At 62.1% G+C, this 21,417-nt stretch carries 19 protein-coding genes; 15 read left to right on the top strand and 4 right to left on the bottom strand.

The window, feature by feature from the left end:
• Positions 1 to 12: 12 nt before the first annotated feature.
• The 3 genes from J3P82_RS14990 to J3P82_RS14980 all read left to right on the top strand — a co-directional run bounded on the left by J3P82_RS14990 (position 13) and on the right by J3P82_RS14980 (position 3,146).
• Positions 13 to 1,092, top strand: coding sequence for a tartrate dehydrogenase (locus tag J3P82_RS14990; RefSeq protein WP_434557538.1), 1,080 nt, complete (start codon positions 13 to 15; stop codon positions 1,090 to 1,092).
• A gap of 82 nt (positions 1,093 to 1,174) precedes the next feature.
• Positions 1,175 to 2,659, top strand: a complete 1,485-nt coding sequence (locus tag J3P82_RS14985; RefSeq protein ID WP_434557537.1) for a PAS domain S-box protein — start codon at positions 1,175 to 1,177, stop codon at positions 2,657 to 2,659.
• A gap of 238 nt (positions 2,660 to 2,897) precedes the next feature.
• Positions 2,898 to 3,146 (top strand): DUF1652 domain-containing protein, encoded by a 249-nt coding sequence (locus J3P82_RS14980; RefSeq protein WP_434557536.1) that lies wholly within the window; start codon positions 2,898 to 2,900, stop codon positions 3,144 to 3,146.
• A gap of 16 nt (positions 3,147 to 3,162) precedes the next feature.
• On the opposite strand, the gene J3P82_RS14975 is transcribed toward J3P82_RS14980, so the two are convergent.
• On the bottom strand, positions 3,163 to 4,548 hold the full coding sequence (locus J3P82_RS14975; protein ID WP_434557535.1) for a sensor histidine kinase: 1,386 nt from the start codon (positions 4,546 to 4,548) through the stop codon (positions 3,163 to 3,165).
• Positions 4,526 to 5,209 carry a response regulator transcription factor gene (locus J3P82_RS14970; RefSeq protein ID WP_186640034.1) on the bottom strand — a complete coding sequence of 228 codons (684 nt, stop codon included), beginning with the start codon at positions 5,207 to 5,209 and terminating at the stop codon, positions 4,526 to 4,528. Before J3P82_RS14970 ends, J3P82_RS14975 begins: the two co-directional genes overlap by 23 nt.
• Before the next feature lie 281 nt (positions 5,210 to 5,490).
• On the opposite strand from J3P82_RS14970, the gene hcnA reads away from it, so the two are divergent.
• The 3 genes from hcnA to hcnC are packed head-to-tail and all read left to right on the top strand — an operon-like array spanning position 5,491 to position 8,466.
• The gene (gene hcnA, locus J3P82_RS14965; RefSeq protein ID WP_434557534.1) at positions 5,491 to 5,814 is read left to right on the top strand and encodes a cyanide-forming glycine dehydrogenase subunit HcnA; all 324 of its coding nucleotides are present in this window, start codon (positions 5,491 to 5,493) and stop codon (positions 5,812 to 5,814) included.
• Positions 5,811 to 7,220: a cyanide-forming glycine dehydrogenase subunit HcnB gene (hcnB, locus tag J3P82_RS14960; RefSeq protein WP_434557533.1), complete on the top strand. Its 1,410-nt coding sequence runs from the start codon at positions 5,811 to 5,813 to the stop codon at positions 7,218 to 7,220. Before hcnA ends, hcnB begins: the two co-directional genes overlap by 4 nt.
• Positions 7,213 to 8,466: a cyanide-forming glycine dehydrogenase subunit HcnC gene (hcnC, locus tag J3P82_RS14955; RefSeq protein ID WP_434557532.1), complete on the top strand. Its 1,254-nt coding sequence runs from the start codon at positions 7,213 to 7,215 to the stop codon at positions 8,464 to 8,466. The genes hcnB and hcnC overlap by 8 nt, the downstream gene beginning before the upstream one ends.
• A gap of 480 nt (positions 8,467 to 8,946) precedes the next feature.
• Here the strand turns inward: hcnC and J3P82_RS14950 are convergent, their stop codons facing one another.
• Both J3P82_RS14950 and J3P82_RS14945 read right to left on the bottom strand, forming a co-directional pair.
• Positions 8,947 to 9,558 carry a glutathione S-transferase N-terminal domain-containing protein gene (locus J3P82_RS14950; protein ID WP_434557531.1) on the bottom strand — a complete coding sequence of 204 codons (612 nt, stop codon included), beginning with the start codon at positions 9,556 to 9,558 and terminating at the stop codon, positions 8,947 to 8,949.
• A 32-nt stretch (positions 9,559 to 9,590) separates the two neighbouring features.
• Positions 9,591 to 10,511: a MurR/RpiR family transcriptional regulator gene (locus tag J3P82_RS14945; protein WP_434557530.1), complete on the bottom strand. Its 921-nt coding sequence runs from the start codon at positions 10,509 to 10,511 to the stop codon at positions 9,591 to 9,593.
• Positions 10,512 to 10,823: 312 nt separating this feature from the next.
• Here J3P82_RS14945 and J3P82_RS14940 point away from each other — a divergent pair, with 312 nt between their 5' ends.
• The 9 genes from J3P82_RS14940 to J3P82_RS14900 all read left to right on the top strand — a co-directional run bounded on the left by J3P82_RS14940 (position 10,824) and on the right by J3P82_RS14900 (position 21,388).
• Positions 10,824 to 12,761: a bifunctional 5-dehydro-2-deoxygluconokinase/5-dehydro-2-deoxyphosphogluconate aldolase gene (locus tag J3P82_RS14940; RefSeq protein WP_434557529.1), complete on the top strand. Its 1,938-nt coding sequence runs from the start codon at positions 10,824 to 10,826 to the stop codon at positions 12,759 to 12,761.
• A 91-nt stretch (positions 12,762 to 12,852) separates the two neighbouring features.
• On the top strand, positions 12,853 to 13,746 hold the full coding sequence (gene iolE / locus J3P82_RS14935) for a myo-inosose-2 dehydratase (protein ID WP_434557528.1): 894 nt from the start codon (positions 12,853 to 12,855) through the stop codon (positions 13,744 to 13,746).
• The gene (gene iolB, locus J3P82_RS14930; RefSeq protein ID WP_434557527.1) at positions 13,743 to 14,552 is read left to right on the top strand and encodes a 5-deoxy-glucuronate isomerase; all 810 of its coding nucleotides are present in this window, start codon (positions 13,743 to 13,745) and stop codon (positions 14,550 to 14,552) included. The genes iolE and iolB overlap by 4 nt, the downstream gene beginning before the upstream one ends.
• Before the next feature lie 30 nt (positions 14,553 to 14,582).
• Entirely contained in the window at positions 14,583 to 16,085 is a 1,503-nt protein-coding gene (locus J3P82_RS14925; RefSeq protein WP_434557526.1) for a CoA-acylating methylmalonate-semialdehyde dehydrogenase, read from the top strand.
• A 32-nt stretch (positions 16,086 to 16,117) separates the two neighbouring features.
• A complete protein-coding gene (locus J3P82_RS14920) occupies positions 16,118 to 16,939 on the top strand; it encodes a TIM barrel protein (protein ID WP_434557525.1) in 822 nt (273 codons plus the stop codon).
• Positions 16,940 to 17,033: 94 nt separating this feature from the next.
• Positions 17,034 to 18,965 carry a 3D-(3,5/4)-trihydroxycyclohexane-1,2-dione acylhydrolase (decyclizing) gene (iolD, locus tag J3P82_RS14915; RefSeq protein WP_434557524.1) on the top strand — a complete coding sequence of 644 codons (1,932 nt, stop codon included), beginning with the start codon at positions 17,034 to 17,036 and terminating at the stop codon, positions 18,963 to 18,965.
• Positions 18,966 to 18,996: 31 nt separating this feature from the next.
• Positions 18,997 to 20,007, top strand: a complete 1,011-nt coding sequence (locus tag J3P82_RS14910) for a Gfo/Idh/MocA family protein (protein WP_434557523.1) — start codon at positions 18,997 to 18,999, stop codon at positions 20,005 to 20,007.
• Positions 20,008 to 20,040: 33 nt separating this feature from the next.
• Positions 20,041 to 21,090, top strand: coding sequence for a Gfo/Idh/MocA family protein (locus J3P82_RS14905; protein ID WP_434557522.1), 1,050 nt, complete (start codon positions 20,041 to 20,043; stop codon positions 21,088 to 21,090).
• Between the two features lie 145 nt (positions 21,091 to 21,235).
• Positions 21,236 to 21,388 carry a hypothetical protein gene (locus J3P82_RS14900; RefSeq protein ID WP_434557521.1) on the top strand — a complete coding sequence of 51 codons (153 nt, stop codon included), beginning with the start codon at positions 21,236 to 21,238 and terminating at the stop codon, positions 21,386 to 21,388.
• Positions 21,389 to 21,417: the final 29 nt, after the last annotated feature.

Below are 21,417 nucleotides of genomic sequence, written 5' to 3'. Positions count from 1 at the left end.
GAGTCATGATTGATGAGCAAACCCTTTCGAATCGCTGCGATTGCCGGTGATGGTATTGGCAGGGAAGTGCTGCCCGAAGGCCTGCGCGTGTTGGAGCAGGCCGCGAAGAAGTGGCAGTTGGACTTGAGCATTGAAGTGCTCGATTGGGCCCACTGTGATTATTACTTGGAGCACGGGCAGATGATGCCCACCGACTGGTTCGAGCAACTCAGGGGTTTCGACGCGATCTACTTCGGCGCCGTGGGTTGGCCGGACAAGGTCCCGGACCATATTTCCCTGTGGGGCTCGCTGCTCAAGTTCCGCCGCGATTTCGACCAGTACGTGAACATTCGCCCGGTGCGCCTGTTTCCAGGTGTGCCGTGCCCGCTGGCCGGACGAGAGGCGGGGGATATCGATTTCGTGGTAATCCGTGAAAACACCGAGGGTGAATATTCATCGGTCGGCGGCAAGATGTTCGAGGGCACCGAGCATGAGTTCGTCTTGCAGGAGTCGGTGTTCACCCGCCGAGGCGTCGACCGGATCCTCAAGTTTGCTTTCGATTTGGCCCAGGCTCGACCGCGCAAGCGCCTGACGGCGGCGACCAAGTCCAACGGGATCTCCATCAGCATGCCGTACTGGGATGAACGCACTGCGTTGATGGCCGAGCACTACCCCGAGGTGACCTGGGACAAGCAACACATCGACATCCTCTGCGCGCGTTTTGTCTTGCAGCCGGACCGTTTCGACGTGGTAGTTGCCTCGAACCTGTTCGGCGATATTCTCTCCGACCTGGGCCCGGCCTGCGCCGGAACCATCGGTATTGCGCCGTCGGCCAATCTCGACCCGGAGCGACGCTTTCCATCACTGTTCGAACCGGTGCACGGCTCGGCGCCAGACATCTACGGGCAGAACATCGCGAACCCGATCGCGATGATCTGGTCCGGCGCGCTGATGCTCGATTTCCTCGGCAATGGCGATGAGCGTTATCGCGCGGCCCATGACGGGATTCTCCAGGCTATCGAGCAGGTGATTGCCCAAGGGCCGATCACCCCGGACCTGGGCGGGCAGGGCTCGACCCAGGACGTCGGCAAGGCTATCGCTTCGGCGCTTTGAGGCCCTGGCGCACGATCGCCAGCCCATGTGGTCGTAACCTTCAGCGCATCCGTGCTTGAACGTTATGACCCATGGAGACCCAATGAATCAGGGCGTCCCGAACACCGATACCAATCGTCGCCAATTGCTGCAGATCATCGCCGGGCTGTCTGACGGCGTGATCCTGGTGGAGGTCGACCAGACCATCGCCTGGGCCAACGAAGCCGCCTTGACCATGCACGGCGTCAAGGCACTTGAAGAGCTGGGTCGCAATGCCAAGGCGTACGCCAAACGCTTCAACCTGCGCTACCGCAACAATCATTCGCTGCCCGAGGAAAACTACCCGATCGCCCGCGTGGCGCGCGGCGATGAATTCAGTGACGTGCTGGTGGAAGTCACACCGGCGGCGGATCCGGATCGCACCTGGGTGCACCGCATCCGCGGCATGGTGCTGACCGACCGCAACGACGAACCGGAATACCTGGTGCTTATTCTCAGCGACGCCACCGAATGGGCCAGCGCTGAACAGCGTTTCGAGAAGACCTTCGGCGCCAACCCGGCGCCAGCGGTGATCTGCCGTCTGAGCGACCTGCGCTACATCAAGGTCAACGCGGGTTTCCTGGAAATGACCGGCTACAGTCGCGAGCAGGTGATCGGGCGTTCGGTGTACGAGTTGGATGTACTCGAGGCGGCCGAGAAGCGCGCCCTGGCCATCGAGCGGCTGGGGCAGGGCGCGACCATTCCGCAGATGCAGGCCGAGCTGCGATTGCCTGACGGCACCAACAAGCAGGTGGTTGTCGCGGGTCAGCCGCTGGACCTGCACGATGAAGATTGCATGTTGTTTTCCTTCATGGACATGGAACCACGACGCAAGGCGGAAACCGCACTGCGCCAGAGCGAGGAGCGTTTTGCCAAATCGTTCCGCCTGTCGCCGGTGCCGACCTTGATCTGCAGCGGTGAGCAGCAACTGCTGGAAATCAACGAGGCTTTTCTTCAGGCCAGCGGATACGCCAGCGAGGAACTGTTGGGCAAGACCGTGGAGGAAATCGGCTTTCTCGACAAGGACGCCGGGGCGGCGCTTTTTGCCCGACTGGAAAAGGCTGCCGCGGTGTCCAGCGTCGACGTCAAGGTGCATAAGAAAGGCGGGGAGCAGATCGATTGCGAAGTAGCCGCCGATACCGTACTCATCCAGGACAAACCGTGCTACTTGCTGGTGCTGATGAACATCACCGAGCGCAAGCGCTCGGAGCTGGAATTGGTGGCCGCCATCGAGGAAGTGATGAAGGACGCGTCATGGTTCAGCCGGACCCTGATCGAAAAACTGGCCAATGTGAAAAGCATCAACGCGCAGTCGCCGGCGACGTCTTTCACCGAACTGACGGCCCGGGAGCGTGATGTGCTGGGGCTGATTTGCGAGGGACTGGCGGATAAGGAAATTGCCGCGCGTTTGAAGTTGGCCCCCAATACCGTGCGCAATCATGTGGCGACTCTCTATTCGAAACTCGACGTCCACAGCCGCAGCGAGGCGATTGTGTGGGCGCGGGAACGCGGCTTGTTCGCCAACGAATGGCGGATGAAGGCACCATGATAGCCAGTGCAAATGCACCTGGCGTACTGGTGCAAATACGGGTTTTGCTCGGGCTGTAACGTCCTTAGGCTGAAGGGTGCGGCGTTCCAGTTGATGCCGCGTCCCCACGAAACAGTCAAGGAATACGCCACGATGTGCACTGAACCCTTCAAGATCGAGAACGACAGGACGTCTGCCCGAGCCATCAGGCCGGGATCGTCCACGGGTCATTTGCGCTTTCGAAGCTGAGGTGCACGCCATGACTCATCTGGCTCCCCTGCGCGCCCAACTCGAAAAAAGCTTTGCGCCACTGGCTTGCGAATGCAGCCTCAATGGCGATGGCACGCTCACCATCCGCCTGTATCACGAAGAAAGCGGCGAGGTTGACCTGGTGGTCAGCGGCATGAGCGTGGAAAGCATCCGATCTGAAGAAAGCCTGGCCAAGCTGATCGATGAACTGCGCTATGAGCTGTACAACACGCCGTTGCATCGCAGCGATCCGGCCTGAGTTATAGAGCGCATGATCAGAGCAGCGTCGCCCGACAATCGAGCACCAGGCGCGCGCCTCCCGACTCGCTGCGATCCACCTCCAGCGTGAACCCGTGCAAGCTGGCTATTGCGGCGACGATCGACAGGCCCAGGCCGAATCCGCCGTGCTGGCTGCTGCCCTCGGCGCGATAGAAACGCCGGAACACCGCCTTGCGTTCTGCCTCGGGGATACCGGGGCCGGAGTCGAGTACTTCGATGCGCGTGCTGTCGCCCTGATCGACGCCTCGCAGGATCACCTTGCCGCCCGGCGGGGTGAACTTGATCGAGTTGCTCAACAGGTTTGACACCGCTTCGAACAGCAAGGCGCGATCGCCGTTGAGCAAGGGCAGGCTGTCGGGTAATTCCAGGATGAAGACCAGTTCGCCTTCTTCAGCCAGTGGCAGGTAGAAGTCGTGCAATTCCTGCAACAGCGGCAACGGGTCGAGGCGCACGAAGCCAGAGCGGCGCTGTTGGTCCTCCAGCTCGGAAATTCGCAGCAAGCCGCGAAATCGCGCCATGAGCGTGTCGGTCTCGGCGATCACCTGGTCCATTTGCAGCGCTTCGGCAGAGCCGTCCGCCGCCTCTTGCTGGATGCGATAAAGCTGGGCGCGCAGGCGTGTCAGCGGTGTTCGCAGGTCGTGGGCGATGTTGTCGCACACGCCTTTGACTTCATTCATCAATCGTTCGATGCGGTCGAGCATGGCATTGACGATGGCGGCCAGCATGTCCAACTCATCGCGACGACTCGACAGCGGCAGGCGATGCTTCAGGTCGCCGGCGACGATTGCTTCGGCACTCGCCTGCAAGGCGCGAATGCGCCGCAGCGGACGGCGGCGCAGCAGATGCCAGCCGGCAACGCCTGGCAGGATGGTCAGCGACACGCCCCAGAACAAGGCGTGCAGGATGATCCGCGTCACCGCGAACAGCGAGCCGTTGTCCCGTGCCAGTACCAGCCAGCGACCGTCCTGGGTCCGGGTCGCTACCGCATCGCAGCTGTCGGACGGCACGCCTGGATCGTCGGAATCGACGCAGCCACCGAGCATATGAATCTTGCCATCCAGGGGCAGGTCGGCGGGGATGCGCAGGATCGGCCCGCTCAAATGGCGCAGTTGCGGGTCGAACAGGCCGTAGGCGTCGACGCCGCGCTCATCCAGGGTCAGGCTGGCCATCAGCGCGTCTTCCAATTGATCGCCGTGGATGCGGGCAAACAGGTGCTGGCGTTGCATCAGCGAATGCTTGGCGAGGCTGTCGAGGTAGCCGAATACCTCGTAATACATCACCCCCATCAGGATCGCGCTCCAGATCACGAACAGCGCACTGTAGAGCGCCAGCAGGCGGCTGCTGGAGGAGCGCCAGCCCTTAGCGGGGTTCAGCAATGACATAACCGGAACCTCGTACCGTGCGGATCAGCGGTTCCAGGCCCGGCGGGTCGATTTTCTTGCGCAGGCGACCGATGTGGACATCGATCAGGTTGGTGCCCGGGTCGAAGTGATAACCCCAGACTTCCTCGAAAATCATCATGCGCGAGAGGATCTGGCCGCTGTTGCGCATGAGAAATTCCAGCAGCTTGTACTCGGTGGGCAGCAGGCTCAGCAATTGGCTGTTACGGCTGGCTTCGCGGCTGATCAGGTTCAGCTCCAGGTCCGCCACCCGCAGCACGGTTTCCGGTTCGCGGGCGCCATTGTTGCGCCGCAGCAGCACTTCGACGCGGGCGGCCATCTCGTCAGTGGCAAACGGCTTGGTCAGGTAATCGTCGCCGCCAGCGCGCAGGCCGCGCACGCGTTCGTCGACATCGGAAAGGGCGCTGATCATCAGGATCGGCGTGGCCACGCCCATGGTCCGCAACGTGGTGACGATCACCAGACCGTCGAGCTCGGGCAGCATGCGGTCCAGGGTGATCAGGTCGTAGTCACCGCTGACGGCCCGTTCCAGGCCTTCGCGGCCATTGTCGACCCAATCGACGTCCAGGCCGTTGCGGGTCAGTTCGGCGACGATCTCACGGGCGGTCACGGCGTCGTCTTCGATGGTCAGGATGCGGTTCATGGGCAGTTCCGGATGAGGAAATTGGAGCGACTGCGCAGCATTCTGCCAAATAATACCTGTCGGCTTTCTGAAAAAAACTTCATGGGAGACGACATAGGGATTTACTGGCCTGGATCAACACTTCGTCACAAATATTCCCTAACGTTGTTCCGGCACGCACCAGCATGCTGCGTCCGCCGCCCCGTTTTGGCGCGCAGTCGCTGGCGGGGCAATGACGCCGGGTAGTAATGGCTTTCCGCAAGGAGCCGAGGCCTACTGAACTATCAAGGAAGTGCAGCACGATGCAACCTCAAGAACTCATACACCGACACTACGATATCCAGCCGTTGAAACAGGCCGACATGACCGTGCGCCTGGACGGGCAGACGGTCAATGCCGCTCAAGGCGAAACCGTGCTGACCGTGATCCAGGCCGTGGGGAGGCGCCAGGTGGCGCGCAACGACCATGGCCAGATCAGCGGGGCCTACTGCGGCATGGGCGTCTGCCAATGCTGCCTTGTCAAGATCGACGGCCGTCACAAGCGTCGCGCTTGCCAGACCCTGGTGCGACCCGGCATGCAGATCGAAACCCGGGCCAACCGCATTGCCGAGACGGAGGCGCCATGAACCTCGATCCAGTGATCGTCGGCGGCGGGCCGGCGGGCATGGCGGCAGCCATCGAGCTGGCCTCCCACGGGGTTCGCTGCACGTTGCTCGAGGAAGCACCGCGCCTGGGGGGCGTGGTGTATCGCGGGCCGCTGCGCGATGGTGTGCGCCTGGACTACCTGGGACCTCGTTACAGCCAAGCGCTGGAGAAACTCCATGGGCAATTCCAGCGTCACGCCGACTTGATCGACGTGCGATTGGGCAGCCGTGTCATCGGCGCCGAAGGTTTCCGGGCTCTGATGCTGCTGGACGCCGACGAGCGCCTGCGTGAGGTTGCCTATTCGCAATTGATCCTGGCGGCCGGTTGTCATGAGCGCAGCGTGCCGTTCCCGGGCTGGACGCTGCCAGGCGTGATGATGCTCGGCGGCCTGCAGTTGCAGATCAAGAGCGGGGTGGTAAAACCGCCAAGCCCGGTCGTCATTGCGGGGACCGGACCGCTGCTGCCGCTGGTGGCTTGTCAGCTGCACGCGTCGGGCGTCGCCGTGGCGGGTGTCTACGAGGCCTGTGCCTTTGGCAAGATTGCCAGGCAGAGCTTGGCTTTGTTGAACAAGCCGCAGCTGTTTCTCGATGGATTGGGCATGCTGGCCTATCTCAAGCGGCATCGCATTCCCGTGCGTTACGGTTGGGGCGTGGTGCGGGCCCAGGGCGAAGGGGAGTTGAGCAATGTAACCGTAGCGCCCTATTCCGGTGATTGGGCGCCGGACCTCGCGCGCGCCGAACAGGTGCCGGCCCAGACACTGGCGGTCGGGTATGGGTTTATCCCGCGCACCCAATTGAGCCAGCAGATGGGGCTTGAGCATGGCTTCAGCGAGGACGGCTACCTGCGAGCCGTGTCCGATGCCTGGCAGCGCGGCAGCGAGGCCCATGTTCATCTGGCGGGCGACATGGGCGGGATTCGCGGCGGTGAAGCCGCCATGCTGAGCGGGCGCATCGCGGCGCTGTCGGCTTTGGTGCAACGCGAGGTCCTGGATGCGCCCGCGGCTCTGAAGCAGCGCGAGCGTTACCAAGCGCAACTGGATCGGATTATCCGCTTTCGCGCCGCTGTCGATCGCTACACCCGACGCGGGGCCGGGCAAACGACGCTGCCGAGCGCCGATACGGTGATCTGTCGCTGCGAACATGCCACGCGCGCCGACATTGATCGCGCCTTGGAGCAGGGCGTGCAAGACATGGCCAGCCTGAAAATGCGAACCCGCGTGAGCATGGGCGATTGCCAGGGGCGCATGTGTGTCGGCTATTGCTCCGACCGGTTGCGCGAAGCCACCGGGCGCGCCGATGTGGGCTGGCTGCGGCCGCGTTTCCCCATCGATCCGATTCCTTTTTCAGCGTTCCAGAACGTCGCCATGGAGGCCGTTTCCGATGACTAGACACTATGACGTAGTGATTGCGGGTGGAGGTGTGATCGGCGCTTCCTGTGCCTATCAGCTGTCCAAACGCAGGCACCTGAAGATCGCCCTGATCGATGCCAAGCGCCCCGGCAACGCCACCCGCGCATCGGCCGGTGGCCTGTGGGCCATCGGCGAATCGGTGGGCCTGGGTTGCGGGGTGATTTTCTTTCGCATGATGTCGGCCAATCGCAAGCGCCAGGCCCAGGGCGCCGCCGTGGCGGTGGATGCCAGCACACCGCACATTTTACCCGCCTCGTTTTTCGATTTCGCCTTGCAGTCCAATGCGCTGTACCCGCAGTTGCACCGCGAGTTGATCGACCGCCATGGCATGGATTTCAAGTTCGAAGAGACCGGGCTCAAGTTTGTGATCTATGACGATGAGGACCGCTTGTACGCCGAGCACATCGTTGCTTGCATTCCTCATCTGGCCGATCAGGTGCGTTGGCTCGACCAGGCCGCCTTGCGCGAGGCCGAGCCGAATGTCAGCCATGAGGCCCGCGGCGCGCTGGAGTTCCTGTGCGACCACCAGGTCAGCCCGTTCCGCCTGGCCGATGCCTACACCGAGGGCGCACGGCAGAACGGCGTCGATATGTTCTTCAACACTAACGTGACTGAAGTCTTGCGTAGCGGGACTCGGGTGACGGGCGTGAAGACCGCCGAGGCCGGGACGTTCAGTTGCCAGACCCTGATCAACGCCGCCGGGGCCTGGGCCGCGGATCTGAGCGAGCAGGCCACGGGCGTGCGGATTCCAGTCAAGCCGGTCAAGGGCCAGATCCTGCTGACCGAGCGCATGCCAAAGATCCTCAAGGGCTGCCTGACCACCAGCGATTGTTATGTGGCGCAGAAAGACAACGGCGAAATCCTGATCGGCAGCACCACGGAGGACAAAGGCTTCGACGTGACCACCACCTACCCCGAGATCGAAGGCTTGGTGCAAGGTGCGGTGCGTTGTATCCCGCAGCTGGCCGACATCAACTTGAAACGCACCTGGGCCGGCCTGCGTCCCGGCTCACCCGATGAGCTGCCGATCCTGGGGCCGATGCGCGGCGCGCAGGGTTACCTCAACGCTTGCGGACATTTCCGCACCGGCATCCTCACCTCGGCCATTACCGGCGTGCTGTTGGATAAACTGGTGAACGACGAACCGTTGCCGCTGGACATCACACCGTTCCTGGCGGATCGGTTCGAGATGACTGCCGAGAAGAAGGCAATGGCGTTGGCCTGAAAATGCCGATGGGAGCGCAATGCGGTTCATTTAAGAAAAATGATAGGCCTGCGCAGCAGTCGTAAATCCGGCTGGCAGAGTTCACCTGTTGCACCGCGGTGCCTGGTTTTGGGGCGGCTGCGCCACCCAGCGGGAGCAAGCTCCCTCGCCACGGGATTGCGTTCGGTCTTTAAGTTCGTGGCATGGCAATCCCTTGCGGCGAGGGAGTGCTATTCCGATTGGTGGGAGTGTGTCAGCGACATGTTTCCCCAGAGGGTACACAGGGTTTGGGACGCACAGGCTTCTGTGGCGAGGGAGCTTGCTCCCGCTCGGCTGCGCAGCAGTCGTAAATCCGGCTGGCAGAGTTTACCTGTTGCACCGCGGTGCCTGGTTTTAGGGTGACTGCGTCACCCAGCGGGAGCAAGCTCCCTCGCCACGGATTTGTCGATCGCCCTAAGTGAACAGCATTACGATGGGAGCGGGCTTGCTCGCTCCCATCGGTTATTCCATCGGCGTGCTGACAAACGCCTCCAGCCCTTCGGCATAGACGGTAAACGCGCTGATCTGCGGGAACGCCTTGCCTTGCACCTGATCAGCGACCAGCAGATTGGTGAAGCTCCACGCCACCGCGACGGTAATACCGGCCTGATCGAGCGAGCCATCGGTGGGCAGCGGCTGTTTCTCCAGGGCCTGTTCCAGCGCCTCGTAGGCTGCGAGCAGCTGGCCCGATACCCGCTCGACCCACGGCGCGTGCTGGATTTCCGTCGGTCGCAGCGTGCGTTCGTAATAGATCTGCACCGACTTCTCGCACGCCGCCAACGCCAAGCCGATCAGCTGAAGCGATCGCAACCGTTGCCCTGGCTCGGTCGGCATCAGGCTGTTTCCGGGGCCGGCCAAGGTCTCCAGATAGTCGATGATCAAGGTGGAATCCATCAGCACCAAGCCATCGTCGAGCAGCAGGGTCGGTGCCTTGACCACCGGATTGATGCTCTGGAAGTGCTGGAAGTGCCTGAACACCGAGACCGATTCATGTTCGAGGACAATTCCCAGGCGTTTGGCGGAAATGGCGACGCGTCGCACATAGGGCGAGTCCAGCATGCCGATCAGTTTCATGGATCCTCCTTCAGCGGTTTGTCAGGTCAGGATCAATCCTCGAACCCGACCTGTTCATGGATTTCATCGACCTTGAGTTCCAGCCGGTACGCCACGGCAATGAACAATGCCTGGCACAGGCACAACGTGGCACTCAAGGAACGGAACGCGAACGAGCTGCCTTCATTCACCAGCAAGACCGCGTTGGCCCGCTTGGCCAGGGGCGACAGGTTGCTGTCCGTGATGATCAGCGTCTTGGCCTGGTGATGCTGGGCGATGCGCAGGCAATGCTGGGTTTCCTTGCCGTAGGGCGTAAAGCTGATGGCGATGACCAGGTCGTTGGCCCGCACGCTGCGCATCTGCTCGCGATAACTGCCGCCCAGGCCGGAGACCAGATGAATGCGCTTGTTGGTGTGTTGCAGGTTGTAGACCAGGTAATCGGCCACCGCGAATGAGCGGCGTACACCGACGACGTAGATGTTATCGGCGTTGACCACCAGATCGACGGCCTTTTCGAACGCTACGTCGTCCAGCTCCAGCCCCAGGCGCTCGATGCCCGACAGCGTGGCATTGACGCATTCGCGTGCCAGGTCGCCGGCGCTGGCCTTCTGCGATTTGTTGGCGATCATGCTGCGAATACGTTGCTGGTAGTTCTGTACCGGCGTGGTCTTGTGGGTGTACGCCTCGCGAAACAGCGCCTGCATTTCGCTGAAGCCGCTGAAGCCGAAGCGTTGCGAAAACCGGACGATGGCCGACGGGTGTACTTCGCACTCCCGGGCGATGTCGCTGATGCGGTCGACCATGATCCGGTCGCTTTGCTGGCTCATGTAGCTGGCGATGCGTTTGAGCTGGCGCGGCAGGCTTTCGTATTCCTCGGTAATCAGTTGCAACAGCCGCTCGGCGTTGACCGGTGGGCTGGGGAGGGCGGCTTCGGACGCGCTCTCGGACGGCGCCGGCAGATCGGGGCGGGTCATAGGAAATCCTTCTGGCTTGTTCTTATAGGGCACCCGGCAGATCGGGTAGACCCTCGACAATAGGTTGGCTGGTCGCAGTCTACAGCGTAGGCGCTGGGAAAATCAGCGGCAGACGAGGTTGTAACACCTGCTGAAACGATGCACTGCGTCTGGCCCGGTTGACCAATAGCGTATTGGAAAAAATATTCCACATAAAAAATTTATGGAATAAATATTGATTATTGCCGCTCGCTCGTTTTAGTCTGCTTCCAACAAAGCGTTGGCGTCGGTTCCGGCGCCAAGCGCAGGCTGATAAAAATAACAGGAGCCAGCATGGGCCAGACTCGTTTTGCCAGTGGGCGTCAATTGGATGTGATCTGCCTGGGACGTTTGGGCGTCGATCTCTACGCGCAGCAAATCGGCGCGCGCCTGGAAGATGTCAGCAGTTTTGCCAAATACCTCGGCGGCTCATCTGCCAACATCGCCTTCGGCACGGCCCGCCTGGGACTCAAGTCGGCGATGCTCAGCCGGGTAGGCGATGATCACATGGGGCGCTTCCTCGTCCAGTCCCTAGCGCGCGAAGGGTGTGATGTCAGCGGCATAAAAGTCGATCCTGAACGCCTGACGGCCATGGTCCTTTTGGGGATTAAGGACCGGGAAACCTTCCCCCTGGTGTTCTACCGGGAAAACTGCGCGGACATGGCGCTACGGGCCGCAGACATCGACGAAGCCTTCATTGCGTCCAGCAAGGCGCTGCTGATCACCGGCACGCATTTCTCCACCGAAGGCGTCTACGACGCCAGCATCCAGGCGCTGGACTTTGCCGAGAAACATCAGGTCAAGCGCGTCCTCGACATCGATTACCGCCCGGTGCTCTGGGGCTTGGCGAGCAAGGCCGATGGGGAAACCCGTTTTGTCGCCGACCGCAAAGTCAGCCAACACGTCCAAGGCATCCTGCCGCGTTTCGACCTGATCGTCGGCACCGAAGAAGAGTTTTTGATTGCCGGCGGCAGTGAAAACTTGCTGACCGCGCTGCGCACCGTACGCTCGCTGACGGCGGCCACCCTGGTGGTCAAGCTCGGCCCGCAGGGTTGCACGGTGATCCACGGCGAGGTTGCGAACCGACTGGAAGACGGCGCCCTTTACCCCGGCGTGCGGGTCGAGGTGTTGAACGTACTCGGCGCGGGTGACGCGTTCATGTCGGGCTTTTTGGCCGGTTGGCTGGAAGACGCCAGCGACGAGCGCTGCTGCCAATTGGCTAACGCCTGTGGCGGATTAGTGGTGTCGCGCCACGCCTGTGCCCCGGCCATGCCGACCCGGGCCGAACTTGAGTATCTGTTCGACAGCCCGGTGCCAATCACCCGTCCAGACCAGGACGCCGTATTGCAACGGCTGCATCAGGTCAGCGTGCCGCGTAAGACCTGGAAACAACTGTTCGTTTTTGCCTTCGACCATCGTTGGCAGTTGGTGGAATTGGCCCAGAAGAGCGGGCGCGACCTCGACAGCATCGGCCAGCTCAAGCAACTGTTCATCCAGGCCGTGGAGCGGGTCGAGGCCGACCTGCAACGCCAAGGCATCGACGCCGACGTCGGCCTGCTGGCCGACCAGCGTTTTGGCCAGGACTCGCTGAACGCCGCCACCGGACGCGGCTGGTGGGTAGCGCGTCCGGTGGAAGTCCAAGGCTCGCGGCCGCTGGCGTTCGAGCATGGACGGTCGATCGGCAGCAACCTGATCGCTTGGCCGCAGGAACAAATCATCAAGTGCCTGGTGCAATTCCACCCCGATGACGAGCCGCTGCTGCGACTGGAACAAGAGGCGCAACTGATGGGCTTGTACAAAGCCTCCCAGGTCAGCGGCCATGAATTGCTGCTGGAAGTCATTCCGCCCAAGGACCACCCCTCGGCCCATCCGGATGTGCTCTATCGCGCGCTCAAGCGCCTCTACAACCTGGGGATCTTTCCCGCGTGGTGGAAAATCGAAGGCCAGACTGCCGAAGAGTGGAAGCAACTCGACGAACTGATCCAGGCGCGTGACCCGTATTGCCGGGGTGTGGTGCTGCTGGGCCTCAATGCGCCCGCCGCCGCGCTGGCCGAAGGTTTTCGGCAAGCCAGCCAAAGCACCACGTGCCGGGGTTTTGCCGTGGGCCGGACGATTTTCCAGGAGCCGAGCCGGGCCTGGTTGGCCGGGGAAATCGATGATGAAACGCTGATTCGGGACGTGCAGGGCAGGTTTGTGGAATTGATCGAGGCCTGGCGCAGCGCCCGTGCTTGATGACTGCGCAGGTTTTTGTGGCGAGGGAGCAAGCTCCCTCGCCATAGGTGATCGGTTGAACATTAGAGAAAACAACAAAAAAGGTGCAGCCATGCCCGCTATTCGAATTGGCATCAACCCGATTTCCTGGAGCAACGACGACTTGCCGTCCCTGGGTGGCGAGACGCCGTTGAGCACGGCGCTGAGCGAAGGCAAGGAAATCGGTTACGAAGGTTTCGAGCTCAACGGCAAATTTCCCAAGGATGCCAAGGGCGTCGGTGACGTGTTGCGTCCGTATGATCTGGCGTTGGTCTCCGGCTGGTACTCCAGCCGCCTTGCGCGACGTTCGGCGGCCGAGGAAATCGACGCGATTGCCAGCCATGTCGAGCTATTGGCGCAGAACGGCGCGACGGTGCTGGTCTACGGCGAAGTGGCGGACTCCATCCAGGGCCAGCGCATCCCGTTGATCGAACGGCCGCGCTTTCATACCGATCAGGCCTGGCAAACCTACGCCGACAAGTTGACCGAACTGGCGCGCTTCACCCTGTCCCAAGGCGTGCGCCTGGCGTATCACCACCATATGGGTGCCTACGTCGAATCACCTTCGGACATCGACAAACTCATGGCCTTGACCGGCAGCGAGGTCGGTCTTTTGTTCGACTCGGGCCATTGCTACATGGGCGGCGGCGAACCGTTGCAGGTCCTGCGCAAACACATCGAACGCATCTGCCATGTGCACTTTAAGGACGTGCGCAAACCTGTCGTGCAACTGGCGCGCAATAATCTCTGGAGCTTTCCCGACTGCATCATCAACGGCACCTTCACCGTGCCGGGGGATGGCGACATTGATTTCGCCGCGCTGCTGGACGTCCTGCTGGCCGCCGATTACCAAGGCTGGCTGGTGGTGGAAGCCGAGCAGGACCCGGCGGTTGCGCCGAGTTATGTCTATGCGAAAAAGGGCTACGACACCCTGCGTGCCCTGTTGCAAGAGAGGACTGCGCCATGAGCCTGCTGATCAAGAGCAATCCCAGCGATCGAACCATGGTCGAACTGCCGCGCGATGCATTGGAATACGTCGGTTTCGCCGCCTACCGCTTGAGCCTTGGCGAGACCCTGCCGGTGGCTGCCGGTGACCAGGAACTGTGCGTGGTGTTGCTCAGCGGCCGCATGAACCTCAAGGGTGAAGCGCCGGGGCAGGGCGCCTTCGATTGGGACAACCTCGGCGATCGCCAATCGGTGTTCGAGGACAAGTCGCCCTACGCCGCTTACCTGCCGCCCGGCAGCCAAGCCCAGGTCACCGCGTTGAGCGATGTGCAGGTGGCGGTGTGCGCAGCGAAGGGTGCGGCCTCGAATGAATACGGCCCACGGTTGATCCGGCCCGAGAGCATGAATCGCAGCGTCCGTGGCAAGGGCGCCAATACCCGTTACGTCTGCGACATCCTGCCCGACAGTGAACCGGCCCATTCGCTGCTAGTGGTGGAAGTGCGCACACCGTCGGGGCACTCGTCCAGCTATCCGCCGCACAAGCACGACACCGACGATTTGCCGCACCAGAGCTTTCTCGAAGAAACCTATTACCACCAAGTCAACCCGTCCCAGGGCTTCGTGTTCCAGCGGGTCTACACCGACGACCGCAGCATCGACCAGGCCATGGCCGTGGAGAACAGCGATCTGGTGGTGGTGCCCAAGGGCTACCACCCGGTCAGCGTGCCTTATGGATACGAGTCCTATTACCTGAACGTCATGGCCGGTCCGAAGCGGGTCTGGCAGTTCCATAACGATCCGCAGCACAGCTGGCTGCTCGACCTCTGACTCACAGAATTCGCACGGAGAACACGCACCATGAGCGACACCCCGGTAATAGGCCATTACATCAACGGCCGCGTGCAGGACAACGACGCCGCCCGGTTCAGCAATGTCTTCAACCCCGCCACCGGCGCGGTGCAGGCTCGGGTGGCGCTGGCCGAACCGGGAACCGTCGAGGCGGCGGTGGCATCGGCGCTGGCCGCGTTCCCGGGCTGGTCCGAGCAGTCGTCGTTGCGCCGCTCGCGCGTCATGTTCAAGTTCAAGGAGCTGCTGGACCGTCATCATGACGAACTGGCGCAGATCATCAGCCGCGAACACGGCAAGGTGCTGTCCGACGCCCACGGCGAAGTCACCCGCGGCATCGAGATCGTCGAGTACGCCTGCGGTGCGCCGAGCCTGCTCAAGACCGATTTCAGCGACAACATCGGCGGCGGCATCGACAACTGGAACCTGCGCCAGCCCCTGGGCGTGTGCGCCGGCGTAACGCCATTCAATTTTCCGGTGATGGTGCCGTTGTGGATGATTCCCCTGGCGCTGGTCGCCGGCAACTGTTTCATCCTCAAGCCTTCGGAGCGCGACCCGTCCGCAAGCCTGCTAATGGCCCGCTTGCTGACCGAAGCAGGCCTGCCGGACGGGGTGTTCAACGTCGTCCAGGGCGATAAGGCGGCGGTGGATGCGCTATTGCAGCACCCGGACATCGAGGCGATTTCCTTTGTCGGTTCCACGCCCATCGCCGAATACATCCACCAGCAAGGCACCGCGAACGGCAAGCGCGTACAGGCCTTGGGCGGGGCGAAAAATCACATGATTGTCATGCCCGACGCTGACCTCGACCAGGCGGCGGATGCGCTGATCGGCGCGGCCTACGGTTCGGCCGGCGAGCGCTGCATGGCGATTTCCATTGCCGTGGCGGTGGGCGAGGTCGGCGATGAACTGATCGCTCGCCTGCTGCCGCGTATCGACCAGTTGAAGGTCGGCAACGGCCAGCAACCTGGCACCGACATGGGCCCGCTGGTGACGGCCGAGCATAAGGCCAAAGTCGAAGGTTTCATCGACGCTGGCGTGGCCGAAGGCGCTCGCCTGATTGTCGATGGTCGCGGCTTCAAAGTACCGGGAGCCGAGCAGGGCTTCTTTGTCGGGGCGACGCTGTTCGACCAGGTCACTGCCGAGATGAGCATCTACCAGCAAGAGATTTTCGGTCCGGTGCTGGGGATCGTCCGTGTACCGGATTTCGCCACGGCGGTGGCGTTGATCAATGCCCATGAGTTCGGCAACGGCGTGTCGTGTTTCACCCGCGACGGCGGCATCGCCCGGGCGTTTGCCCGCAGCATCAAGGTCGGCATGGTGGGCATCAACGTGCCGATTCCGGTGCCCATGGCCTGGCATTCCTTTGGGGGCTGGAAGCGTTCGTTGTTTGGCGATCACCACGCCTACGGCGAGGAAGGCCTGCGCTTCTACAGTCGCTACAAGAGCGTGATGCAACGCTGGCCCGACAGTATCGCCAAGGGGCCTGAATTCAGCATGCCCACTGCCCAATAACCCATCTAATGAATGCCGGAGGGAGAACAACAATGAACAAGCCCCTGCGTTTTGCCTTGAACCGAATGGTTGCCCCGCGCCTGTCACTCCCGGCGTTCATCGACCTGGCCCTGGCGCTGAAAACCGACGCCATCGAGATTCGCAATGACCTGAAGGGCGTCGAGATCGAAGACGGCATGCCACCGGCCCGGGTCCGTGAGTTGTGCGAGGCACGCGGCATCAAGGTGTTGTCGATCAACGCCCTGTACCCCTTCGATGTGTGGAACGAGGAGCGCCGCACCCAGGCCGTGCGATTGGCTGACTACGCCCGCGAATGCGGCGCCGAGGGACTGGTGATGTGCCCGCTCAACGACCGCACCGACCCGCGCAGCGAGTCCGAGCGCGCGGCGGGGCTACGCACCTCGCTCAGTGAGCTGGCGCCGATCCTGCGCGCCTTTGGTATCTACGGCTTCATCGAGCCGCTGGGTTTCGAAGAGTGTTCGTTGCGGCACAAGCGCACGGCGGTGGAAGCGATCAAGGCCAGCGGCGGGCTGGATGTGTTCCGCCTGGTGCATGACACCTTTCATCATCACTTGGCAGGCGAAGAGGAATTTTTCCCTGACCTGACCGGGCTGGTGCACATTTCCGGCGTCGAGGATGCCCAGGCACCGTTGGCGACCATTCGCGACGGCCATCGGGTGCTGGTCGGCGAGGCCGACATTCTCGGCAACGCTGGGCAGATCGAAGCGCTGAGGGCCGCAGGTTATGAAGGCTATTTGTCCTTCGAGCCGTTTGCCGAAAGCGTCCATGAGCTGGCCGATATCCGCCAGGCGTTAGGGGCGAGCATGAACCACCTGAAAAGCTCCCAGGCCTGACGCGACTGCCAATCTGGCCGGGCTTTGCAGCGGGAACCGAAACCGAGCGCCGCCAGTTGCATTCCAGACCTGCAATCCAGAATAAGGTGCAAGCATGACCACAACACGACTGACCATGGCCCAGGCCCTGGTGAAATTCCTCGATAACCAGTACATCGAGGTCGATGGCGTACAGAGCAAGTTCATCGCCGGGGTGTTTACCATTTTTGGCCACGGCAATGTGCTGGGCCTGGGCCAGGCGCTTGAACAGGACAGTGGCGACCTAGTGGTCCATCAGGGCCGCAACGAACAGGGCATGGCCCATGCCGCCATCGGGTTTGCCAAGCAGCACCTGCGGCGCAAGATCTACGCCTGCAGCTCATCGGTTGGCCCCGGCGCGGCGAACATGCTGACCGCCGCCGCAACCGCGACAGCCAACCGTATTCCGTTGCTGCTATTACCCGGTGACGTCTATGCCAGCCGCCAGCCGGACCCGGTGCTACAGCAGATCGAACAATTCCACGACCTGAGCATCAGCACCAACGATGCGTTCAAGGCCGTGAGCAAATACTGGGACCGGATCAATCGCCCTGAGCAACTGATGACCGCCGCGATCCAGGCAATGCGCGTGCTCACCGATCCGGTCGAGACCGGCGCGGTGACCCTGGCGCTGCCTCAGGATGTGCAGGCCGAGGCCTACGACTATCCGGATTACTTCCTGCAAAAACGCGTGCACCGCATCGACCGCCGCCCGGCCACCGAAGCGATGCTCGGCGATGCCCTGGCGCTGCTCAAGGGCAAGCGCAAGCCGTTGATCATCTGTGGTGGCGGCGTGCGCTATTCCGGCGCCAACGCCGCGCTCCAGGCCTTCGCCGAGCGCTTCGACATTCCGTTTGCCGAGACCCAGGCCGGTAAAAGTGCCGTGGTCTCCAGCCACTCGCTGAACGTCGGCGGCGTCGGCGAAACCGGCTGCCTGGCGGCGAACCTGCTGGCCAAGGAAGCGGACTTGATCATCGGTATCGGTACGCGCTACAGCGATTTCACCACCGCGTCGAAATGGCTGTTCCAGCACCCCGACGTGCAGTTTCTCAACCTCAACATCAGCCCGTGCGATGCCTTGAAGCTCGATGGCGTGCAACTGCTGGCCGACGCCCGTTCGGGCCTGGAGGCGTTGTCGGCCGGGATGGGCGATTATCGCGCCGAATGGAGCGGGCAGATCTTCGACGCCAAGGCTCAGTTGGATGCCGAGGTGGACCGGATCTATCAGGCAGACTTCAAGACCGAGGACTTCGTCCCGGAAATCAACGACCACATGGACCCAGCGGTGTTTCGCGAGTTCATCGAACTCACCGGCTCCTGCCTGACCCAGAGCCGCGTGCTGGGCACTCTCAACGAAACGCTCGGGGACGACGCGATCATCGTTGCCGCCGCCGGCAGCTTGCCCGGCGATTTGCAGCGCAGCTGGCGCAGCCTGGGCGTGAATACCTACCACGTCGAATACGGTTATTCGTGCATGGGCTATGAGGTAAACGCTGCCCTGGGGGTGAAACTCGCCGAGCCGGACAAAGAGGTCTATGCCTTGGTGGGTGACGGTTCCTACATGATGCTGCATTCGGAACTCGCCACTTCGATCCAGGAACGCCGCAAGATCAACGTCGTGCTGCTCGACAACATGACGTTCGGTTGCATCAACAACCTGCAAATGGAACACGGCATGGACAGCTTCGGCACCGAGTTCCGCTTCCGCAACCCGGACACCGGCAAGCTCGACGGCGGTTTTGTGCCGGTGGACTTCGCCATGAGCGCGGCGGCCTACGGCTGCAAGACCTATAAGGTCAAGACCCTCGACGAGCTGCACGCAGCCTTGGCCGATGCCCGGCGCCAGACAGTCTCGACGCTGATCGATATCAAGGTCCTGCCCAAGACAATGATCCACAAATACCTGTCCTGGTGGCGGGTCGGCGTGGCGCAGGTCTCCACCAGCGCCCGCACCGACGCGGTCGCCAAGACCCTCAATGAACGACTGGCCAAGGCCCGTCAATACTGATTGCCCCAACACCTACATTAAGGAGTTCCAAATGTCTTTGAAGCTGGGCGTCATCGGCACCGGGGCCATCGGCCAGGACCACATCCGTCGTTGCAGCCAAACCTTGCTCAACAGCCAGGTGGTGGCGGTGACCGACATCAACCTCGCCCAGGCGGCGAAGGTGGTGGCCGACTTGAAGCTGACCGCCGAGGTCTACCCCGACGGCCATGCATTGATCAAGGCGCCGGACGTCGAGGCGATCCTGGTCACCTCCTGGGGGCCGAGCCACGAAGAATTCGTCCTGGCGGCCATTGCGGCGGGCAAGCCGGTGTTCTGTGAAAAACCCTTGGCTGTCACCGCCGAAGGCTGCCGCCGGATCATCGACGCCGAAGTGGCCCACGGCAAGCGCCTGGTGCAGGTGGGTTTCATGCGCCCCTACGATGAAGGCTATCGAGCGCTCAAAGCGGTGATCGACAGCGGCCAGATCGGCGAGCCGCTGATGCTGCACTGCGCCCACCGCAACCCGAGCGTGGGTGAGAACTACAAGACCGACATGGCAATCACCGACACCTTGATCCACGAGCTCGATGTGTTGCGCTGGCTGTTGGCCGATGACTACGTGTCGGTGCAGGTGGTGTTCCCGCGCAAGACCAGCAAGGCCTTGGCGCACTTGCGGGACCCGCAGGTCGTCTTGCTGGAAACCGCCAAGGGCACGCGCATCGACGTCGAAGTGTTCGTCAATTGCCAGTACGGCTATGACATCCAGTGCGAAGTGGTGGGGGAGACCGGCATCGCCAAGCTGCCGGAACCGTCCCAGGTTCAGCTGCGCAGCGACGCCAAGCTGTCCAATGCGATCCTGATGGACTGGAAAGACCGCTTCATCGCGGCCTATGACGTTGAGCTGCAAGCGTTCATCGACGGCGTACGCGCCGGGCTAGTGGGCGGGCCTTCGGCCTGGGACGGCTTCGCCGCGGCAGTAGCGGCGGATGCGTGTATCCAAGCGCAGCAGAGTGGCCAGATTGTGAAGGTCGAGTTGCCGCAGCGTCCTCGTTTCTACGGCTGATACATTCCTTCAGAACTTGCATAAGGGATTTTCATGCGAATCGGATTAGTAGGCTACGGCAAGGGCGGGCGCTTTTTCCACGCGCCGCTGATCAGCAGTCTGTCCGGGGCGACGTTCGTCGGCGTGGTGACCCGGTCCGCCGAGCGGCGCCAGCAATTGGCGGCCGACCATCCACGGGTACCGGCCTTCGACAGCTTGGCACAGTTGGTAGCGGCCGGCGTCGACGCGGTGGTGGTGTCCACGCCGCTGGAGGCGCGGCCGGCCGTGGTGCTGGAAGCCATCGAGCTCGGCGTGGCGGTGGTCAGCGACAAGCCATTCGCCCCCGACGCAACCCAGGCCGAAGCGATGGTGCTGGCCGCCGAACGGCGCGGCGTGCCGTTGAGCGTGTATCAGAACCGTCGCTGGGATTCGGATTTCCTCACCGTTCGCAAGTTGCTCGCCTCCGGCGCCCTGGGACAGGTCATTCGCTTTGAATCCAGCGTGGAGCGTTATTCGCCGTCCTCTGTGGGCAAGGGCAGCGGTGGCGGGTTCCTTCGTGACCTGGGTAGTCACTTGGTGGACCAGGCGCTGCAATTGTTCGGGCCGGTGCTCCGGGTCTACGCCGAGCTGGATTATCGACAGCCCGGCCAGGCCTACGACAATGGCTTTTTCCTCTCGCTGAGCCATGCCAACGGCGTGGTCTCGCACTTGAGTGGCAGTTGCTTGCAGAACGCGCCGCGGCCACGCTTTCGCGTCAGCGGCACGCAGGGCTGCTATACCGTCGAGGGCCTCGACGGGCAGGAAGCCCAGGCTTTGGCGGGATTGAGCCCGGCCACCGAGGGCGAGCGCTGGGGCGCCGAGGAACATCGGCGTTGGGGCTGGTTCGAACACGGCACCGAGCGCGAGCGCGTGTCCTCGGAGCGCGGTTGCTGGCTGGCGTTCTACCAGGGTTTTCAAGCCGCGTTGCAAGGCGCCGGGCCGCTGCCGGTGGAAGCCCGCGATGCCTTGGCGACCACCCAGCTTTTGGACGCTGCAAGGCAGAGCGCGGAGCAGGGTGAAGTGGTGATTTTATCTATGCCTGTCGGCCATGGAACAAAAAACTAATAAAATTCTAAAATTAGTTGATATGGAAAATATTTTCCAATAAAGTCGAATCCAGGTTACCGACAACCCTGTTCGCGTTTATCCAGGCCCGCCTTGAACGAACGACGAACTAAACAAAAACAAGAAACACAGCCAGGTACCGTCGATGAAAACCTTCAACCGCTCTGCGTTTCACCTGCCACTGCCCTTGCGCCTGTCCGCAATCCTTCCTTTGTTCGAATCCCTGTGCATCCAGCGCAAGGGCGCCGTGGTGTGTTGCATGCCCGGCGCGCCGATCGTGCGTTTACCGCGTTCCTGAATCCGTCACGCCTTATCCATAAAACCAAC

The sequence above is a fragment of the Pseudomonas sp. Z4-20 genome (assembly GCF_051131955.1).
GTDB classification, from domain to species: domain Bacteria; phylum Pseudomonadota; class Gammaproteobacteria; order Pseudomonadales; family Pseudomonadaceae; genus Aquipseudomonas; species Aquipseudomonas marvdashtae.
The sequence above is the reverse complement of the archived record's forward strand: the minus strand, read 5'-3'. Positions and strand labels throughout refer to the sequence as shown.

Excerpts from the sequence above, each read along its gene's own strand:
- J3P82_RS14990 (WP_434557538.1), top strand. The coding sequence starts at position 13 with ATGAGCAAACCCTTTCGAATCGCTGCGATTGCCGGTGATGGTATTGGC.
- J3P82_RS14985 (WP_434557537.1), top strand. The coding sequence starts at position 1,175 with ATGAATCAGGGCGTCCCGAACACCGATACCAATCGTCGCCAATTGCTG.
- J3P82_RS14980 (WP_434557536.1), top strand. The coding sequence starts at position 2,898 with ATGACTCATCTGGCTCCCCTGCGCGCCCAACTCGAAAAAAGCTTTGCG.
- J3P82_RS14975 (WP_434557535.1), bottom strand. The coding sequence starts at position 4,548 with ATGTCATTGCTGAACCCCGCTAAGGGCTGGCGCTCCTCCAGCAGCCGC.
- J3P82_RS14970 (WP_186640034.1), bottom strand. The coding sequence starts at position 5,209 with ATGAACCGCATCCTGACCATCGAAGACGACGCCGTGACCGCCCGTGAG.
- hcnA (WP_434557534.1), top strand. The coding sequence starts at position 5,491 with ATGCAACCTCAAGAACTCATACACCGACACTACGATATCCAGCCGTTG.
- hcnB (WP_434557533.1), top strand. The coding sequence starts at position 5,811 with ATGAACCTCGATCCAGTGATCGTCGGCGGCGGGCCGGCGGGCATGGCG.
- hcnC (WP_434557532.1), top strand. The coding sequence starts at position 7,213 with ATGACTAGACACTATGACGTAGTGATTGCGGGTGGAGGTGTGATCGGC.
- J3P82_RS14950 (WP_434557531.1), bottom strand. The coding sequence starts at position 9,558 with ATGAAACTGATCGGCATGCTGGACTCGCCCTATGTGCGACGCGTCGCC.
- J3P82_RS14945 (WP_434557530.1), bottom strand. The coding sequence starts at position 10,511 with ATGACCCGCCCCGATCTGCCGGCGCCGTCCGAGAGCGCGTCCGAAGCC.
- J3P82_RS14940 (WP_434557529.1), top strand. The coding sequence starts at position 10,824 with ATGGGCCAGACTCGTTTTGCCAGTGGGCGTCAATTGGATGTGATCTGC.
- iolE (WP_434557528.1), top strand. The coding sequence starts at position 12,853 with ATGCCCGCTATTCGAATTGGCATCAACCCGATTTCCTGGAGCAACGAC.
- iolB (WP_434557527.1), top strand. The coding sequence starts at position 13,743 with ATGAGCCTGCTGATCAAGAGCAATCCCAGCGATCGAACCATGGTCGAA.
- J3P82_RS14925 (WP_434557526.1), top strand. The coding sequence starts at position 14,583 with ATGAGCGACACCCCGGTAATAGGCCATTACATCAACGGCCGCGTGCAG.
- J3P82_RS14920 (WP_434557525.1), top strand. The coding sequence starts at position 16,118 with ATGAACAAGCCCCTGCGTTTTGCCTTGAACCGAATGGTTGCCCCGCGC.
- iolD (WP_434557524.1), top strand. The coding sequence starts at position 17,034 with ATGACCACAACACGACTGACCATGGCCCAGGCCCTGGTGAAATTCCTC.
- J3P82_RS14910 (WP_434557523.1), top strand. The coding sequence starts at position 18,997 with ATGTCTTTGAAGCTGGGCGTCATCGGCACCGGGGCCATCGGCCAGGAC.
- J3P82_RS14905 (WP_434557522.1), top strand. The coding sequence starts at position 20,041 with ATGCGAATCGGATTAGTAGGCTACGGCAAGGGCGGGCGCTTTTTCCAC.
- J3P82_RS14900 (WP_434557521.1), top strand. The coding sequence starts at position 21,236 with ATGAAAACCTTCAACCGCTCTGCGTTTCACCTGCCACTGCCCTTGCGC.